Genomic DNA, 18,603 nt, shown 5'->3' with positions numbered 1-18,603 from the left:
CGGCCTGTCCCGCGCGTGCGTCGGCAACTGGCGCCGGGCGAATCCATGCTGGTGCGGGTGAACGTGGATAGCATCCCGGCAGGCTCGGTCCCGGCAGCCGCGCAAGTCGTGTTGACCGGCTTGCGATTCAAGCCGTGAATCTGCACGCCGCCACCGATGCAGTCACCTGAGGGCACATCTCTTTCTGCTGGAGAACCTATGCAAGCCAATAACAACGTAGTCACGATGATTCAACAGGCGCTACAAGCCGAGGGAATCGGCGGCTGGTTGTTTTACGATTTTCGTCAAAGCGACCCGCTTGCCTATCGCATTTTGCGGCTCGATGAAACGAAATTCGGCACACGCCGCTGGTTCTATTTCGTCCCTGCCGAGGGCGAGCCGGTAAAAATTGTGCATTCCATTGAACGCGAGTATCTGGATTCGCTCCCAGGCAAGAAACGAATCTATTTGCCATGGCAGCAACTACACGAGTACCTGCGCGAGACGGTCGGTCCACATAAGACCATTGCGATGCAGTACTCGCCCAACAACGATATTCCTTACGTCTCCCGTGTGGACGCTGGCACCGTGGAACTGCTGCGTAGCTTCGGCGTCGAGGTCGTCACCTCAGCCAATTTAGTGCAACGATTCGAGGCTGTATGGTCGGATAGTCAATTGCAAACGCATTACACAGCAGCCAGGATCATGCGCCAAATTATTGATCAAGCTTTTGCCGAAATCGGACGTCGTATCACGAGCGACATCCCGACGACCGAATATGAGATTCAGCAATTCATCGTCTCGCTCTTTGAGCAGCACGGATTGACGGCCGATCATCCGCCGATTGTCGCCGTCAACGCTCATGCTGCGAATCCGCATTACGGCCCAACGGCTGAGCATTCATGGCCGATTCAACGCGGCGACTTTGTGCTCATTGATTACTGGGCAAAACTCAAGGCTGACCCGGAGGCTGTCTACACGGATTACACATGGACAGGTTACGTCGGAGAGCGCGTGCCTGAGCGATATACCCACATTTTTAATATCGTCCGCGATGCGCGCGACGCAGCCATTGCCTTCGTGCGTGACTGCGTGCAGGCCGGACGAGCCTTCCACGGTTGGGAAGTTGACGATGTGGCGCGCGCGGTGATTCGACAGGCCGGCTACGGCGATCAGTTCATTCATCGCACCGGCCACTCGATTGGCAAAGAGGTACACGGCAATGGCGCCAACATTGATAATCTGGAAACGCGCGACAATCGCCTGATCGTACCGCGCACAGCCTTTTCGATCGAGCCGGGCATCTACCTGCAAGGTGATTTCGGCGTGCGCAGCGAAGTGGATGTCTATGTGACGGAGAGCGAGGTTGTGGTCACGGCCGAACCGATTCAAACAGCCGTCGTGCCAATTCTTGCTTAGAGCGGTTTGCGAATGATTTTACTCTGGGAGCGCATGCTTCCAACGTACCGGCGCCTGCCAGATGCGAGGCCCCCAGGCTAAATGCAATTAAAGGTGGACAAACGTTCTGCGACATTTGGGGAGGACGGGGCGTTTTGGAGTGTGGTGACGTGTCACCGCGTTCCGGTCAAAGCGGCGACACGTCGCAGCACTCCAAAAACGCCCCGAACGTTTATCACGGTACTTAGCTCACACTCCGCAGCGGCGACGCTGTGACCTTCCGGCATCAGTGCGCGTGCCGATGGGATCGGCGCATCAGCTCAAGCAATCGTCACGTCTTTGCACAGATAGACGCTCTGAATCGCTTCAAACAGCTTCACACCTTCGCTGAGCGGCTTCTGGAATGTCTTCCGCCCGGAGATCAATCCCATGCCGCCGGCGCGCTTGTTGATGACCGCTGTTTTGACAGCATCGGCATAATCATTCTTGCCCGACGCGCCGCCGGAATTGATCAAGCCCACACGCCCCATGAAGCAATTGGCCACCTGATAGCGCGTCAGATCAATCGGGTGGTCGGAGGTCAGCTCGCTGTAGACTTTCGCATTCGTGTGCCCGAACTTCAGCGCCGTGTAGCCGCCGTTGCATTCAGGTAATTTCTGCTTGACGATGTCAGCCTGAATGGTGACGCCCAGATGATTAGCCTGTCCCGTCAAATCAGCCGCCGTGTGATAATCCGCTTCTTTGGTTTTGAAGGCCGCATTGCGCAGATAGCACCACAGAATTGTGACGAGACCAAGCGAATGGGCTTCTTCAAAGGCTTCGCTGATCTCCATGATCTGTCGGCGCGATTCGGCTGAACCGAAATAGACCGTCGCGCCCACGGCGACGGCACCCATCTCAAAGGCCTGCCGAACACTGGCAAACAGCGTCTGATCGTAGCTGTTGGGATAGGAGAGCATCTCGTTGTGATTGATTTTCACAATGAACGGAATTTTGTGGGCATACTTTCGCGCCACCGCGCCCAAGACGCCGAGCGTTGAAGCGACCGCGTTACAGCCGCCTTCGATACCGAGCCGGACGATGTTCTCCGGATCGAAATACATTGGATTCGGGGCAAACGATGCCGCGCCAGAATGCTCCACCCCTTGATCCACAGGCAGGATCGAAAGGTAGCCGGTGCCGGCCAGTCGTCCTGTGTTGAACAAAAGTTGTAGGTTCCTCAATACTGCCGGCGGTCGGTCTGACGCGGTTAACACGCGATCAACAAAGTCGGGGCCGGGCAGATGCAGAGATTCTTTGGGAATTGTCTGACAGGTGTGATCCAGCAGATAACCGGCTTGGTCGCCGAGAGCTTCTCGAATCTGATCAATGGACATAACGCCGCTCCTCCTTAGGGCAATGATATGGAGTGGCAATTGTAGAGGTTCGGTTGCATTGGGGTCAACGATGAAAGTTGACGCTTGTGGCAAGCCCCGCTAAGCTCTGGGCGTGATCAAACAGCGACCGGCAGTGACCGCATCAGCCGGCGCGCGTTTCTTCGTGACGGCGCTGGCGATGCTGCTCGCCTTCCTGTTGGGACTACGAGTAATGGAGCCTTCAATGATTTTCTTTCCCACCAAGTACCCTGAAGGATTTTGGCAGCCGGCTCAACGGGGAATCGCCGTCCAAGATTGCTTCTTCACCACATCGGATGGCGTCAAGTTGCACGGCTGGTATGCGCCTTACGAAGGCGCACAACATACACTCTTGTGGTGTCACGGCAATGCTGGCAATATCTCGCACCGACTCGACCAATTGAAGATGCTGCATGAGCGTGTCAGAGTGAACATCTTCATTCTGAGCTATCGCGGCTATGGCCGCAGCGACGGCTCACCCGACGAAGACGGACTGTACCAAGATGCGCGGGCAGCCTATGACTACCTGGTTGCAGAAAAGCAAGTCAACGCCAAGCAACTGGTGCTGTACGGTCAAAGTTTGGGCGGAGCCGTGGTCGTTGATCTGGCAGTGGCGCGGCCCTGCGCTGGATTGATTATTGAATCCTCGTTCAGCTCGGCCAAGGATGTTGCCAAAAGCCTCTTTTCTTTTCTGCCGGTTCACTACTTCATCGGTGTTCGCTTTGATTCAGCCACCAAGATCAAACAGGTGCATGTGCCGGTGCTGATCATTCACGGCACGCACGATGAAGTGATTCCTTATGAGCTGGGTCGAAAACTGTTCGACGCGGCTAATGAGCCGAAAGAGTTTTATTCCATGCCCGGCGCCACGCATAACGATCCGTTTCTGGTCGGCGGCGAGGCTTACTATAGCAAGATTCGCCAATTCATTGAGCAACTGCCGTCATCATGAGAGCAAGCAAGCAGGAGCGGCACAACCAGGCTGATGCCGATTGCGGAATGTGGGCTTGGTAAAGCTCAGCGCGACGAGCGGCCACGAGCACCTGAACCGGCGCTTTCAAACGCATTGGTGTGAGAGCGATGAGAGAAGGGGACGACTCAGATGTTTGTTTGGCGAGAGCGATGAAACAGAGAAGAGAACGACTCAGGTGTCTGGCGTGGACTGCCTCAATGACCTCTTGGGCTCATCCCATTCGTCGCTCTTATAATTTTTCCAATTGAGCCAGCCGTTGTAGCATCTTGCGGTCACCGAAACCAGGAAACCGGATCGTGAGTTTGACATCGTCGCCTTGATCTTCGCAGTGAATCACTTGCCCGACGCCATACTTGGGATGGCGCACACGAGACCCGACTGCCAGCCCGCTCTGTTGACCCGCTGCCGTTTTGCGCGACGCCGGTTTTTCGATGTTCACATTGATACCTTTTTGCTTGAAGAATCCCTGTAGGCTCTCCACCGAGTTGTAGGTCTTTCCTTGAAACGGCCGTGTTGGTTTGGTTGTGACGGCCGCTATGTGTGATCGCGTCGGCGGAGCGCACGTTTGCAGCCAACTTGGTCCGTTGGAGAGGTCCTCCAGCTCATCCAGCGGCATCTCTTGGAGGAACAGCGATGGTTCGCAGGAAATCTCCTCGCCGCGCAAGCGACGTGACCGAGCGTGCGTGACATAAAGCTGCTGCTGCGCGCGCGTGATTGCCACATAGCACAATCGGCGCTCTTCCTCTAACTCTGCCGGATCGTCCGTCGAGCGCGCGTGTGGAAACAATCCGTTTTCCAACCCGACAATGAAAACGACGTTGAACTCAAGTCCTTTGGCGCTGTGCATCGTCATCAGTGTGACCGACGCATCGGGCTCGTAGTCGTCGGCATCGGAAACCAGCGCCGCATGGTCAATGAAGTCGCGCAGTGATTCGCCGCGCTCTTCCGCTTCAGTGGCTGCGCTCAATAATTCTTCAAGGTTGAGCAATCGGTTCTCCGCGTCCAACGCATCGGCAGCGGACAACGATTTTTGCTTCAGCGCGCGAACATACCCGGTTTCTTCCATGGCTGCTCTGATCACAGCCGAGGTCGAGCCCGTGCGCGCCAGGGACGCTAGATGTTCGATCAACTCGTGAAAGGCTTGTAGCGGTTGCAGGCTTCGAGCTGGCAGCTTTTGTTGAGCCAGCATCAGCGTCAGCGTGTCCCACAACGAGAGATTGCGCTGGCGGGCCACCGCGTCAATAGCCTCAAGGGTCTTTTGACCGATGCCGCGCGGCGGCGTGTTGATGATGCGGCGCAGGCTTTCGTCATCACGAGCATTGAGGGCCGCTTTGACGTAGGCGACAACATCTCTGACTTCGGCTCGCTTATAGAATGAGAAACCACCCACGATGTTGAATCTGATTTGTTCACGCCGACAGGCTTCCTCAAACAAGCGAGACTGCGCGTTTGTGCGATACAGCACAGCCACTCGGCACTTGGAACCGTCCTGCGGTTGCTCAAGGTGCTGCTTGATCGTTCGCGCGACGAACCAAGCCTCCTCTTCGCCGTTGAAGGCATGATAATAAGCGACGCGCGGCCCATCCTCATTCTCTGTGCGGAGCGATTTGTCCGGACGCTGCCGATTATGGCGGATGACGTGATTGGCGACACGCAAGATGCGCTGGGTGGAGCGGTAGTTTTGATCCAACGTAATGACGGTCGCCGTGGGATAATGCGCCTGAAAATCTATGATGTTCTGAATGTCAGCGCCGCGAAACTTGTAGATACTCTGATCCGGGTCGCCGACGACACAAAGATTCTGCTGCTTCTCGGTGAGCAGTCGGATTAAGTTAAATTGGGGACGATTGATGTCTTGATATTCATCCACGAGGATATGTTGAAATCGCTCGTTGTAGTGCTCGCGAAGGGCCTTGTCACGGCGCAGCAATTGGACTGTCTTCAGCAGCAGGTCATCAAAGTCAAGCGCATTGGCTGCGCGCAGGCGCTGTTCATAAAGCTGAAAGACTTTGGCCACGACCGCCTTTCGCGCGTCACTGCCGTGGGCAACTTGGTAATCGGCCGCTTGCATGCCACGGCTTTTCGCGTGACTGATGGCGGCTTGAATGGCGCGCAGTGAGAGTATCTGTTCATCAATCTCCAGATCGGCGATCGCGGCCTTGATGACCCGCTGACTATCATCGTCGTCGTAGATAGAAAAATGAGGTGTGTACCCCTCGGTGCCGTCCAGATGCTGGCGCAGCAATCTGACGCAAAAACTATGAAACGTGGAAACCCATGGTTGCCCGGACAGCCGGCCTTCGAGGATTTGTTCGACGCGGTGGCGCATCTCATCGGCTGCTTTGTTAGTGAACGTGACTGCCAGGATGCGAGACGGTTCAATGCCGAGATGGTCAATTAAGTAAGCGATTCGATAGGCAATGACGCGCGTCTTGCCTGAGCCGGCGCCAGCCACCACCAACAGCGGTCCTCCAGTGTTGGTCACGGCTTGACGTTGACGTTCGTTCAGTAGCGTCAGGTAGTTCATCAGCGAGGGGCACAGTGTAGGCAAAGATTGGCTGATCAGCAATCGGTCATTGACAAAATGAGGATTGCGTCACCGGCCAGCGCAGAAGATAATTAGCTACGAACATGGGAGCAACCATCATGGCCGAGACGATGACGCTGAAGGATGTCTTAAAGACTTTCGCTCGCGAGGGCGAACTTTACGAAAAGCTCCCCGATCAAAAAGTGCGTTGCTACGCCTGCGGTCATCGTTGTGTGATCTTGCCAGGACTGGACGGCATCTGTCGCGTGCGGTACAACGAGGGTGGCGTGTTGTACGTGCCAGCCGGTTACGTCGGCACGATCGCGTGCGATCCGACGGAGAAAAAGCCATTTTTCCATGTCTACCCCGGCTCGCTGGCGTTGACATTCGGCATGCTCGGCTGCGACCTGCACTGCGCGTATTGTCAAAATTGGATCACCAGCCAATCGCTACGTGATCCGCGCGCCGTCTCCCTGCCTCAGCAGGTGACGCCAGAACGGATCATCGCAGCAGCTCGGCGCTACAAAGCCAAGCTGGTGGTCAGTAGCTATAACGAGCCGCTCATCACCAGCGAGTGGGCAGTGACCATCTTCAAGCAAGCCAAAGAACACGGCTTCATTACCGGCTACGTCTCCAATGGCAACGCGACGCCTGAAGTCCTCGATTACATTCGTCCATGGACGGACTTGTACAAAATTGATCTGAAAGCATTCCGCGACCGCAGTTATCGCCGACTCGGTGGTGTGCTGCAAAACGTCCTGGATACCATCCAGATGGTGTATGCGCGCGGCTTCTGGCTGGAGATTGTCACGCTGGTCGTTCCCGGTTACAACGATTCCGATGAAGAGCTGCGCGACATAGCCCAATTTATCGTCTCTGTGTCGCCTGACATTCCCTGGCATGTAACCGCATTTCATAAAGACTACAAGATGACTGATCCCGACAATACGCCAGCCAGCACCTTGATCCGCGCGGCTGAAATTGGACAGAACGAAGGCTTGCGCTACGTTTATGCCGGCAACTTGCCCGGCCGTCTTGGGACGCTGGAGAATACCTATTGCCCGCAGTGTCATGCGTTGCTGATCGAGCGCGTTGGTTTTCGCGTTTTGCAGAATAACATCACGGCTGGCGCTTGTCCCAAATGCCATACGCCGATCCCCGGCCGCTGGGATGATTAGGAGGCGCTTGCAGTACCAATAGTCCGCGTAAAGGCCAGCATGGGTCGAGAGCCAGGAGCCAGGGGCATAATACCCGATTTTTTTCAGGAAGGTTGATACTCGTCGAGCGTTTGCAATGTTAACGCTGTGTGGTAGAACAAACCGTGATGAAAAAAGACATCATGGTCATGGTGATTGTGCTCCTCGTGACAGTCGGCGCTCTGTATTGGCTCAGCCGCCGCTATGTTCCGACTGATCCGAGAGCAGTCGGCCACGTCACGACGCTGGCGGGCGATGGGATTGGCGGTGTTGATGACGGCCCGGCGCCAGCAGCGCGATTCAGTGATCCATTTGGCGTCGCCATTGACGCTAATGGCAACGTGATCGTCGCCGATGGCGGCGATAGTAACCGCATCCGACGCATCACCCCGCGGGGGCACGTTGAAACGCTGGCCGGCTCGCGTGAAGGATACGCCGATGGTCAGGCCACGGCCGCGGCGTTCAATACGCCGTCAGGTGTTGCGCTGGACGCCAACGGGAATATCTTCATCGCTGATACGGCTAACAACCGGATTCGACGACTCACGCCTCAGGGACAGGTCAGCACGCTAGCTGGCCAGGGCGCGCGCGGCCATCGAGATGGCCCGGCGCTCCAGGCGCAATTTGATGGGCCAATCGGCATCGCGGTCAGTGACGACGGTTCGATCATTGTTGCCGACAGCTACAATGATTGTATTCGAAGGATTTCACCTGACGGACAAGTCAGCACGCTGGCTGGCGCCCGGCGGCCCGGCTTGCAGGATGGCCCGGCAACAGCAGCGTTGTTTGATACGCCCTGCGGTGTGGCCGTAGATAGCGAAGGCAATGTGTTTGTCGCCGATACAGGTAATGACGCGATACGTAAGATTACGCTTCAAGGCGAAGTCGTGACTATCGTGCCTGGCGGCACGCTGCATGCGCCTATTGGCATTGCCGTCACGCATGATAGATTTTTGTTTGTCAGTGATTCCGAGGGTGTGCATCGCATCACGCCGGAAGGGGAAGTTCATTTGTTTGCTGGCGGGCGCGCGGGATTTGCGGACGGCATAGGCAGGCGAGCGCGATTTGGCCGTCCAACTGGATGTGCTGTGGATCGTCGAGGTCATGTTGTTGTCGCTGACACGCAGAATTATGTGATCCGACGAGTGACGCCGGTAGCGCCAACGGCTGAGCAGACTGAGGCGCTGCCGCTCTATATTCAGCCGCCGACGGAACCGGTGGCGGCGCCGACTGACGCCGTGTTGCCTCGCATCAGCGCGGCCATGCTCAATGTCGGCGCGACGTTTCCTTGGCCGTTGAATCCGCCCGATCGGTGGCACGAGATCACAGGCGTCATGGGCGAAGCGCGTGGCGCGCCCAATCACGTGGCGCTCGATCACCTGCACAGTGGTTTGGACATTCGCGGCAACTGGGGTGAACCGGTTGTCTGCGTGCTGAACGAGAAAGTGAGCGATCCGCTGCCGGCGTGGGGCTTTGATGAAAGTCACGAAGGCATTCGGCTTGGGTTGATGAGCTACATTCACATTTTTGTCGGACGCGACGCTGATGGGCGACTGCTCTCCTCTGCTAGGTTTTTGCCTCGGTTCGATGAAGCTGGTCAACTCAGCGGCGTCCGCGTGCGCCGTGGCACGCGATTTAACGTTGGCGATCTCATCGGCACGATCAACCGGCTTTACCATCTGCACCTGAGCTTTGGCCCACGATACGCGCCGGCCAATCCGTTGCAATTTCCGTTCATTGCGTTAAAAGACACCGTCGCTCCTATCATTGAGCCGAACGGCCTGGAGGTGCTCGGCGCCAACGGGCAGCCGTTGACAGCCACGCGCGACGGCCGGCTGGCGCTCTCTGGCGACGTGGATATTGTCGTCACGGCCTATGATCGCATGGACGGCAACGCGCGTCACCGCAAACTCGGTGTGTATAAGGCTGGCTACCAGATATTGACTGACGCCGGCGCGCCACTGAGCGGGTTTGAGCAACCGCTCATCAATCTGCAGTTCAACCGCCTGCCGCCGGATGATGAGAGTGTGTTGCTGGTCTACGCGCCCGGCAGCGGCGTGAGCGCCTATGGCACGCCAACCAGATTTCGCTACATTGTGACCAACCGCGTCCGCGACGGGCGCGCGCAAGACGGCGTATTGCGAACATCACAACTGGCTCCGGGACTGTACCAATTGAAGGTCATTGTCCAAGACTACGCAGGCAATCAATGTGTGCGGCAATGGCCTGTGGTGGTGGAGCCGTCAAAGTGAAGCCGCTAATGGATGCAAGAGCGCTTCACCGATGGACGCAGCCTTAGCTCAGACCAGCCGCGCCGATGCGATCCGTCAAATGGTTTGACCCGCTACAACATTTTGAGCTATAACAAGTGCCCAAGCCTATATCTGGTGGCGACGTTCATGTCAAAACAGTTTGTTCATCTTCACTTGCACACGGATTACAGTTTGCTAGATGGAGCGATTCGCGTGCCGGCGCTGGCTCAACGGGTTGCTGAGTTAAAGATGCCGGCTGTGGCCATCACCGATCATGGCAATTTGTTCGGCGCTGTCTCGTTTTATCATGCGATGAAAGAGGTTGGCGTTAAGCCGATCATCGGCATGGAAGGCTACCTGACGTTGGGCAGCCGCTTCGCTAAATCGGTCGTGAGCGGTCATCGCAAAGGCACCGAGCAGGGCATCCATCACATTGTCCTACTGGCCAAAGACGAAACGGGTTATAGGAATTTGGTCAAATTGAGTTCGTTTGCCTACCTCGAAGGGTTCCACTACAAGCCGCGCCTGGATAAGGAGCTCCTGGCCCAGTACCACGAAGGATTGATCGTTCTGTCAGGTTGCTTGTCGGGTGTGCCCAATGCGCTGGCCTTGCAAGGGAAATTCGAAGCAGCGGCCCACGAGGCGATGGAATTTCAGGACATTGTTGGCAAGGGGAATTACTACCTCGAAATTCAACGGCACGGCGTTGAGGGTCAGGAGCCGGTCGTCGCGGCGATGATCGAGCTATCCAAGAAGACCGGCATTCCATTGGTGGCGACCAATGACTGTCATTATTTGCGCCATGCCGATCATAAAGCTCATGACATCTTGCTGTGCATTCAAACGGGTGACACGATCAATGTGCCCGACCGATTTCGCTTTGATTCTGACCAGTTCTACTTGAAGACGGCGGAGGAAATGTGGGAGCTGTTTGGGCATGACGTGCCGCAGGCGTTGACGGCCACGATCGAGATTGCTCAGATGTGCAACCTGACGTTGCCCAAGCCGCCCGGTGTTGGCTATCTGCCGGTCTTCCCTGTGCCGGATGGTGAAACGCCGGAGAGCTATTTCGAGAAGGTCGCCCGCGCTGGCTTCGCTGAGCGATGGCAGCAGCTTCAGCATCAACCGAATCGCAAGTACGCTTACGAAGACTATCAAGCCCGCCTTGATCATGAAATCAACGTCATCAAACAAATGGGCTTCTCCGGCTATTTTCTGATCGTTTGGGATTTGATCCGGTACGCCAGAGAGAAGCAAATTCCTGTTGGACCAGGCCGTGGTTCGTCAGCCGGCTCGCTAGTGGCCTATAGCTTGAAGATCACCGACCTGGACCCGCTGCAATATGAGTTGCTGTTTGAGCGATTCTTGAATCCTGAGCGCGTCACCATGCCGGATATTGACATTGATTTTTGCGCTCGCGGGCGCGCCGAGGTCATCAATTATGTCAGCGAAAAATATGGACGAGAGAATGTCTCGCAAATCATCACCTTCGGCAGAATGGCCTCGCGCGCGGCGATCAAAGACGTTGGTCGCGCGCTCGACATGAAATATACTGACGTGGAGAAAATCGCTAGGCTGATTCCGCCGCCTGAACGTGGACGAAACGTCAGCATTGATGAAGCCATCAAGCGAGTGCCTGAACTGCAAAAGGCCATTGATAGCAACCCAACCGTCGCCGAACTGATTGATCTGGCCAAACGACTGGAAGGCTGTGCCCGCCACGCCTCGATTCATGCAGCCGGCGTGGTCATCTCGCCTCAACCGCTCCACAATTTAGTGCCGGTTTATAAATCTCCCAAAGATGAAGTGACAACCCAGTTCGCGTTGAATGATCTTGAAAAGACAGGGATGCTGAAGATGGATTTCCTGGGGCTGACCACGCTCACGATCATTGATGACTGCCTCAAGATGATCGAAGCCGACACAGGCCAGCGCGTGGATTTGAACCAAATCCCATTGAATGACCCGCGGGCGCTGCAACTGTTTGCCGATGGCGATTGTGACGGCATCTTCCAGTTTGAAAGCTCCGGCATGGTGGAAGTATGTCGTCAACTGCGGCCGGAAAGTCTGGAAGACCTGATTGCCTTGAACGCCTTATATCGCCCTGGTCCGATTGATAGCGGCTTGATTGATGAATTCATTGAGCGCCGGCATGGACGTCGCAAAGTGAAATTTGATTTTCCTGAACTGAAGGAAGTGATGGGCAGCACGTTCGGCATCCTGACCTATCAAGAACAACTGATGGCCGTCTTCCAGCGGCTGGCCGGTTACTCGCTGGGCGAAGCTGACCTGGTGCGCCGCGCTATGGGCAAGAAGAAACGCGAAGAACTGGACAAGCACAAGGAATCATTTCTCCAACGAGCTGCCGCCAGAGGACACGATCGCCGCAAGCTGGAGAAACTGTGGACCAGCTTTGAAGGCTTCGCCGATTATGCGTTCAATCGGAGCCACGCAGCCTGCTACGGCTGGCTCGCCTATCAGACGGCGTACCTCAAAGCCCATTACCCGTCCCACTTTTATGCTGCCGTCATGTCCAATGAGCTGGGGAACCGGGATAAAATCGTCAAGTACATCAACCGCCTGCGCGGCAAAGGGATTAGGATTTTGCCTCCCGATGTGAACAAGAGTCTGGAAGGCTTCACGCCGCATGGTGAGGAGATTCGATTTGGGCTGGCTGCCATTAAGGGCGTCGGTCAAGCCACCGTTCAGCAAATCATTCAAGCGCGACAGCAGGGCGGACCATTCCGCTCGATCTTCGATTTTGCTGCTCGCGTGGATCAAAAAGTGCTGAACAAGCGCGTGCTGGAGAGCCTGATCAAAGCCGGCGCGTTTGATTCGCTTGGCGCGCATCGTCAGCAGTTGATGGCGGTGATTGATCAGGCCATCGAATTTGGTGGACGGGTGCAACGCCAGCGCGCGGCTGGGCAATTCGGCTTGTTTAGCGCCGACGCGAGCGTGGGCGCTACATTGGAGCCGGCGCTACCCTCGATGCCGGCCTGGTCGCACAGCGAACAACTGGCCGGCGAAAAAGAGACGCTCGGCTTCTATATCACCAGTCATCCCCTCGATCAGTACGCCGCTGACATTGCAGCGTACACCGATGCGACCACGGAAACGCTCGATCAACGACGTGACGCGCCGCGCGTCACCATAGCCGGCATCGTCACCGACCTCTCGTTCAAAGCGACCAAGAAAGGCGACCGCTTCGCTACCTTCAGCCTCGAAGACCAACTGGGCTCGGTCAAAGTGGTCGTCTGGCCTGACGTGTACGCCCGCGTTGCCCCGGCGCTGGCGCCCGAAGCGACGGTCATCGTCAAAGCCCGACCTGACGTGCAGGAGGGCAACACAAGCTTAATTGCTGAGGAGATTGTCCCGTTGAGCCAATTCAAAGAACAACAGACACGGTTGATGATCGTGCGCATGTCGTCGGCCGCAATGGACGCTGCGAAAATTGAGGCGCTCTACGAATTGCTCGACCGCTACCGCGGCGAATGTGACGTCCTGTTTGAGGTTGAACTAAACGGCCAGGCAGTAGCTGAGGTCCGACCCAGCAGCTTGGTCAAAGTCAAACCGACAACGGAATTGATTAGCCAAATCGAGTTGCTTTGTGGCTCAGGCCGTGTGATCCTTCGATAAGCCGAAATCGGCGCTGGCTCAACGCCGTTGCTCCAGTTGACTGTAATCGGTGACTGCCGATTTATCTCCCAACACAGCGCCATCAATCACGGCGAGTTGCCCGATATGGCATCCTTTGCCAACCACGGAGCCGCGAAGCTGCGCCTCTGCGCCGATGCGTGAGGCCGCCCAGATGACAGAGTTTTCAATCCGCGCTTTCTCCTCGATAAAACAATTGGCGCCAATGATCGAGTTGATGATCTGGGCTTGTGGTTTGATCACACAGGAGGGATCAACATAGGAATTTTCAACGGAGCATGTTGGATCGAACTTCTCTCCGGCTGGAGGAAACTGTACTTCGTAGGTAGAGAGCCGTTGATTCAACACGTCCAAGTTCCCCCTGCGATAGCCTTCCGGTGTGCCGATGTCCAGCCAATAACCATCATGCCGATATGCATAAAACGGTTCACCGGCTTCCAGCAGACTGGGAAAGAAATCGTATTCAAAGGAAAACGAGCGATGTTCCGGGATCAGCTTGAGGACCGACGGCTGAAGCACGTAGATGCCAGCATTGATCAAATTGCTATGAACCTCTTGGCGCTGCGGTTTTTCCACGAAGCGAGTGACGCGTCGGTCGTCAGCCATTTCAACTACGCCCAGACCAATCGGGTTATCTATGGGCGTGACAACGATGGTCGCGGCGGCGCCGGTCGTGCGATGTTGTTTAATGACGTCAGCGATGTCTACATCGGTCAGAATATCGCCGTTGAACACGACCGTTGTGCCCTCAAGCTGCTGCTGCGCATTCTTCAACGCGCCGGCGGTTCCGAGCGGTAATGCTTCCACCAGATAACTAATGTGCATGCCGAATTCGCTGCCGTCGCCTAGCAGCTCCTCAATTTTTCGCGGCTGATAGGAGAGGCAGAGGATGACCGACCGGATGCCCGCCGGCTTGAGCAGGTCCATCTGGTAAAGCAGAAACGGTCGGTTGACCACAGGCACAATCGGTTTTGGAGTGTGAAGGGTCAGCGGACGTAAGCGTGTCCCTTTGCCTCCGGCCAAGATCACAGCTTGCATATTGTCGTCCTCTTTTGATCCGAGATGAAAAAGGTAAGCGGTACTCTAACATCAGCGCTCTCTTAACGGCAAGAGTGGTAGGCGTTGGTACTGGGTTGAGCCGGTGGCGCCGGCAAAATTTTCAATCGTTGAAATGTTTTGTTGACTCACACAAAGACACAAAGAGCACAAAGAAATCTTGGTGTCTCTGTGTCTTTGTGCGAGGCATTTGTGTGTGATCGTGCCTGCGTGTGATGCCTCAGTCACCGCTGTAAACATACTCGCATTAGTGCAGCAAGTAACTGCCCAACACAATCAGCAGGATCGCCATTGCAACACTGCCAATGCCCCAGTCACGCAGACGGAGCAGTTGAAAGCCGATGACAAACAGCGACATCAACGGAGTCAAGAGGAGCGTCATGATGCCAAGTTCGATGATCGCTTCCGCGTTGCCTGAGGGCAGTTCATGCCAGACGTTAATTGGCGCCTGTCGGGCCGTCATGGCCGGCGCGCCGCGTATGAAGTGCAATGCTGCGCCACCCATGATCAGCACCCCAGAAATGATAGCGCCCCAAAATAGAATAAAACTTGCTGCTCGCCTCATAGGTTATTCGCTTCTCCCGTCATAGGACATGCCACACCATCTGGACGGCCAGCCCTAGCGTCAAGATGGTAAAGACCGCGCTGATCCACCGACTTTGTACTTTGGCCGCTAAGCGTGTGCCCAGGGTCGAACCCGATAATGCGCCAAGAATCGTCGCCGCCGCCAGCAACGGAGGGATGTCGCCACGATCATGGTACAGTAACGCAGCAGCAACCGCCGTTAATCCAACGGTGAAATTGGCTGTAGCGACGGCTGCGCGTGTCGGGATTTTGCAGATCAAGTTCAACGTCGGCACTTTGATCAGCGCGCCGCCGATACCTAGTAGCCCCGATAGATTTCCTGCCAGAAAGAAGACCACCATCATTGTCGGCAACCGCTGGACGCGATAGGTGACGCGAAAGCCGATGGCCTCGTCGTAATAAGATGCGCCCAGCGGGCCAGGGTCCTTGATCGGCACAATCGAGCTCTCGCCGCTGCGCAGTTTGCGCACCATTAACATGGCGATCGTGACCATCAAGCCGGCGAACACGATCGTCAATGTTCGATGGCTGAGCCGTCCGGCCAGCAGACTGCCGGCAATCGCGCCAAAGGTCGCCGTCAATTCCAGCATGATGCCCAGACGCACGTTGGCTAACCGGTGTTTGATGTTGTAGGCTGACACAGCGCACGACGTGGCAATGATGGTAATCAAACTGGCGCCAATCGCATAATGAATCGGTATTTTGAAAAGAATGACCAGCAGCGGCACAAGGAAGAATCCGCCGCCCACGCCGAGCAAGGCAGACATCACGCCGGTTGCGATGCCGACCAACACAATCCACAAGAACGTGCTTAACGCAAGTTCCAAAGCAGCCTCCGTTGTCTGGCTCGCGACCCACGTCTTCTGGTCACCACAAATCCTCCTCTATGAGAAGTGCACCAAGATGAGGAGTGCGTCAGCAGCCTGGGCATTGGGAAGGGCATGGCCAGCGCCACGTCCCTCTGCAGCTCGCCGTGCAGAAACCTACCACGAACGGCCCTCACTCCAGACCTTGGTGTGCCAGACATCATGAAACACACTCTAACCGAGAGCGGCAGCCGAGGACAAGTGATACCATTTGCCTTTGAAAACGCCATCTCCATTGCCCTTGGGCGCTTGTTGCTCTGAGTTTTGTCAGCGGGCAATCGGCAGTCTACAATCGGCACGAAGTTGGCGCTGAAAGACCTGGGTGGGTTTGCTGGCGCTGGTCATCAGAGAGACGCAATGCCCAAACCAAAAACGCCGCCAGTGGCGACATTCGTTATAGAATTTTGCTTGGCGTCATGCGCCGGCTTCAATCTCCGCGCGGAGGGCTTGCAGGGCATCAAGCGAGATGTTGCCGCCACTGAGAACAGACACCACCGTCTTACCCTCGACAGGCAGCTTGCCGGCCAGCAGCGCCGCTACACCAACGGCCCCCGAAGGTTCGACCAACAGCTTATTGTGTTCGAGCAAAAAGATGACTGCGCGTCGAATCTCATCATCGGAAACAAGCACGAAGTCATCAACATATTTTTGAATATGCGCAAACGTGATCTCTTTCGGGCTGGCACGCAATCCGTCGGCAATCGTCGTTGGCGCTTCCAGCGTGACAATTTGGCCACGATGGAAAGACAAGTAAGCGGCGTTTGATGTTTCGGCTTGTACGCCGATGATGTTGATAGAAGGGCGAAGGTGTTTCAGCGCCGTCGCGATGCCCGAAATCAATCCACCGCCGCTGACCGGAACAAGCACCATATCCACATCGGGACATTGCGTGAAGATTTCCAAGCCGCACGAGCCATTGCCGGCAATGACTGCCGGCAAGTTGTAAGGGTGCAGCATGACCAATCCCCGCTCGTGTTTTAGCCGCTCGACGGTCTGATCGCGGCTGAGGAAATTGTTTTCACAGAAGACGACCTCTGCGCCATACTGCCGCGTCTGACTCACTTTGAGTGGCGAACTGCGTTGCTCCATGACGATCGTGACGCGAATGCCGTGTTGTGCGCCGGCGTAGGCCAATGCCTGCGCGAAGTTGCCTGATGAAGACGCGATGACGCCGTTGATCTCCCTGGACGGCAAATTCAATATGGAATTGATCGCCGCGCGAATCTTGAATGAGCCGGTGAGTTGCAGGTTTTCTGCTTTGAGAAAGGCGCGTCCGCCACAGCGGTGGGAGAGCTCTTGCGCCGGCACCAGCGGCGTCTCGTAGACGTACGGCTTGATGGCGTGCGCTGCCGTTTTGATTTGATCGAGCGTGACCAATGCTGTCATGTTCTTCTTCGAGAAATCGCCCTAGATTGCGCAGGCCAAAAATAGCTCGAAATAACCACAGATTCCACCGGTCTGAAGATAGCCACAGATTTCAAGGACTCACACAAAGTCCTTCCTCTCCGAAAAAACACGAAACACGCCAACCACGCGAAAGAATTGTTCCATTGTTCGTGGCGAGCTTGGCTCGTGAGCGATTCCCAAACTCCCGGAGGCGCTCTTCATAGCTCAATTCAACTGGCGCTCCAGTTCCTCGGCATCCGAGAACTCATCAACATCGAGCAGAAGCTGATTGAGTCGCTCTACATCATTGATCTGGCGTATGCGGGTTTCGACTGCCGCCGGGACGTCCGAAAATCGCTCACGAATGTGGGCCAGTAGCGCGTTTCGTAGCCCTTGGATCATGCCTTGTTGCATGCCTTCTTCAATCCACATTTGAACGATGCTGGAATCCCGTAATTTTTCCGGTGGAATAAACATACCTTCCCTCCCAATCAATAATTGCTCCCAAGAGAATCGCAAGCCACCCAGCACAATCAGACGGGTGAATAACTCGCGCCGGAATGTTTTCATCCGCTACCTGCGCCGCCTGCGCCAGGCACTGCCGTAAGACCTCCGGCGCTTCCTCGATGGCCACGTTCATCAGTGGCACCAGGGCCAGTAACCCTGTCCAACCGCGTGCAAGCACTTCGCGGTAATCCATCTGCCATAACTTCGCCGTTGTGAAGCGAACCTCCAGCCGCAACCCACCGGCCACCAACTGAAAATGGTCGGGGATGGTTTCTGGTGCGTCGTGCGGCGTTAATACCAACAGCACACTGTGGACTGGCAGCCTGTATTTCTCATACAGCGGCACGGCGTACCACAGCATCCGCTCCGGCGCATCACCCTTGTAGCGAGTCTGCGATTCCAAGTGGACTAAGAAGCGTTGTACGTCGTGCTGAACTTCGTAGAGCTGGTCCACAAACAAGGCAGGTAGCCCCACTTCGCGTTCCAATGGGAGCACGCGGTCTTCAGGAGCAATCTTGCCAAGCCACAAGAGCAATTCCCGCCCGTAGCGCTCCGCCAACAGTTTGAATGATTGATCATACGGTTTGCTCATGGACTTAGCACCGGCTTGATTCTACTCGCTCACATTCTCTCAGGACAACAGGAGAATCGCCCATGTTTGTCTGGACACCACGAGGATTGATAAAGCCTTGGTAGAAGGAGTCACCGAAGGGGACGAATTCAATAGCCGGTGGCAACGCCACGGGATTGGCCGTACCGTCCAGTCCAACCCAGGGTTTGTTTGCGGTGCGCTTTAATGCTAAGCTTGAGGACCTCAAGAACGAGAGGAC

Annotated in this window: 13 protein-coding genes; 5 read left to right on the top strand and 8 right to left on the bottom strand. The window is 55.9% G+C overall.

Features of this window, described 5'->3' with window-relative positions:
- Window positions 1-198: 198 nt before the first annotated feature.
- On the top strand, window positions 199-1,398 hold the full coding sequence (locus NZ823_15220; GenBank protein MCS6806480.1) for a M24 family metallopeptidase: 1,200 nt from the start codon (window positions 199-201) through the stop codon (window positions 1,396-1,398).
- A 299-nt stretch (window positions 1,399-1,697) separates the two neighbouring features.
- Here the strand turns inward: NZ823_15220 and NZ823_15215 are convergent, their stop codons facing one another.
- Window positions 1,698-2,753: a class I fructose-bisphosphate aldolase gene (locus NZ823_15215; GenBank protein MCS6806479.1), complete on the bottom strand. Its 1,056-nt coding sequence runs from the start codon at window positions 2,751-2,753 to the stop codon at window positions 1,698-1,700.
- Window positions 2,754-2,865: 112 nt separating this feature from the next.
- Here NZ823_15215 and NZ823_15210 point away from each other — a divergent pair, with 112 nt between their 5' ends.
- Window positions 2,866-3,723, top strand: coding sequence for an alpha/beta hydrolase (locus NZ823_15210; GenBank protein MCS6806478.1), 858 nt, complete (start codon window positions 2,866-2,868; stop codon window positions 3,721-3,723).
- 250 nt (window positions 3,724-3,973) lie between these two features.
- On the opposite strand, the gene NZ823_15205 is transcribed toward NZ823_15210, so the two are convergent.
- A complete protein-coding gene (locus NZ823_15205; GenBank protein MCS6806477.1) occupies window positions 3,974-6,271 on the bottom strand; it encodes a UvrD-helicase domain-containing protein in 2,298 nt (765 codons plus the stop codon).
- A 119-nt stretch (window positions 6,272-6,390) separates the two neighbouring features.
- On the opposite strand from NZ823_15205, the gene amrS reads away from it, so the two are divergent.
- The 3 genes from amrS (at window position 6,391) to dnaE (ending at window position 13,355) form a co-directional block, all read left to right on the top strand.
- On the top strand, window positions 6,391-7,449 hold the full coding sequence (gene amrS / locus NZ823_15200) for an AmmeMemoRadiSam system radical SAM enzyme (protein MCS6806476.1): 1,059 nt from the start codon (window positions 6,391-6,393) through the stop codon (window positions 7,447-7,449).
- Between the two features lie 128 nt (window positions 7,450-7,577).
- Window positions 7,578-9,719 (top strand): NHL repeat-containing protein, encoded by a 2,142-nt coding sequence (locus NZ823_15195; protein MCS6806475.1) that lies wholly within the window; start codon window positions 7,578-7,580, stop codon window positions 9,717-9,719.
- A gap of 147 nt (window positions 9,720-9,866) precedes the next feature.
- On the top strand, window positions 9,867-13,355 hold the full coding sequence (dnaE, locus tag NZ823_15190) for a DNA polymerase III subunit alpha (protein ID MCS6806474.1): 3,489 nt from the start codon (window positions 9,867-9,869) through the stop codon (window positions 13,353-13,355).
- Window positions 13,356-13,373: 18 nt separating this feature from the next.
- On the opposite strand, the gene NZ823_15185 is transcribed toward dnaE, so the two are convergent.
- The 6 genes from NZ823_15185 to NZ823_15160 all read right to left on the bottom strand — a co-directional run bounded on the left by NZ823_15185 (window position 13,374) and on the right by NZ823_15160 (window position 18,365).
- The gene (locus NZ823_15185; protein MCS6806473.1) at window positions 13,374-14,411 is read right to left on the bottom strand and encodes an NDP-sugar synthase; all 1,038 of its coding nucleotides are present in this window, start codon (window positions 14,409-14,411) and stop codon (window positions 13,374-13,376) included.
- 265 nt (window positions 14,412-14,676) lie between these two features.
- The gene (locus NZ823_15180; GenBank protein MCS6806472.1) at window positions 14,677-14,994 is read right to left on the bottom strand and encodes a DUF1634 domain-containing protein; all 318 of its coding nucleotides are present in this window, start codon (window positions 14,992-14,994) and stop codon (window positions 14,677-14,679) included.
- A 19-nt stretch (window positions 14,995-15,013) separates the two neighbouring features.
- Window positions 15,014-15,841, bottom strand: coding sequence for a sulfite exporter TauE/SafE family protein (locus NZ823_15175; GenBank protein ID MCS6806471.1), 828 nt, complete (start codon window positions 15,839-15,841; stop codon window positions 15,014-15,016).
- 453 nt (window positions 15,842-16,294) lie between these two features.
- Window positions 16,295-17,266 carry a threonine/serine dehydratase gene (locus NZ823_15170; protein ID MCS6806470.1) on the bottom strand — a complete coding sequence of 324 codons (972 nt, stop codon included), beginning with the start codon at window positions 17,264-17,266 and terminating at the stop codon, window positions 16,295-16,297.
- A 225-nt stretch (window positions 17,267-17,491) separates the two neighbouring features.
- Complete coding sequence (locus NZ823_15165) at window positions 17,492-17,698, bottom strand: DUF4351 domain-containing protein (GenBank protein ID MCS6806469.1); 207 nt, start codon at window positions 17,696-17,698, stop codon at window positions 17,492-17,494.
- Window positions 17,688-18,365, bottom strand: a complete 678-nt coding sequence (locus NZ823_15160; protein MCS6806468.1) for a hypothetical protein — start codon at window positions 18,363-18,365, stop codon at window positions 17,688-17,690. The genes NZ823_15165 and NZ823_15160 overlap by 11 nt, the downstream gene beginning before the upstream one ends.
- Between the last annotated feature and the right edge of the window lie 238 nt (window positions 18,366-18,603).

This window comes from Blastocatellia bacterium (assembly GCA_025054955.1).
Classification (GTDB): domain Bacteria; phylum Acidobacteriota; class Blastocatellia; order HR10; family J050; genus JANWZE01.
This window is presented reverse-complemented; position numbering and strand designations above follow the sequence as displayed.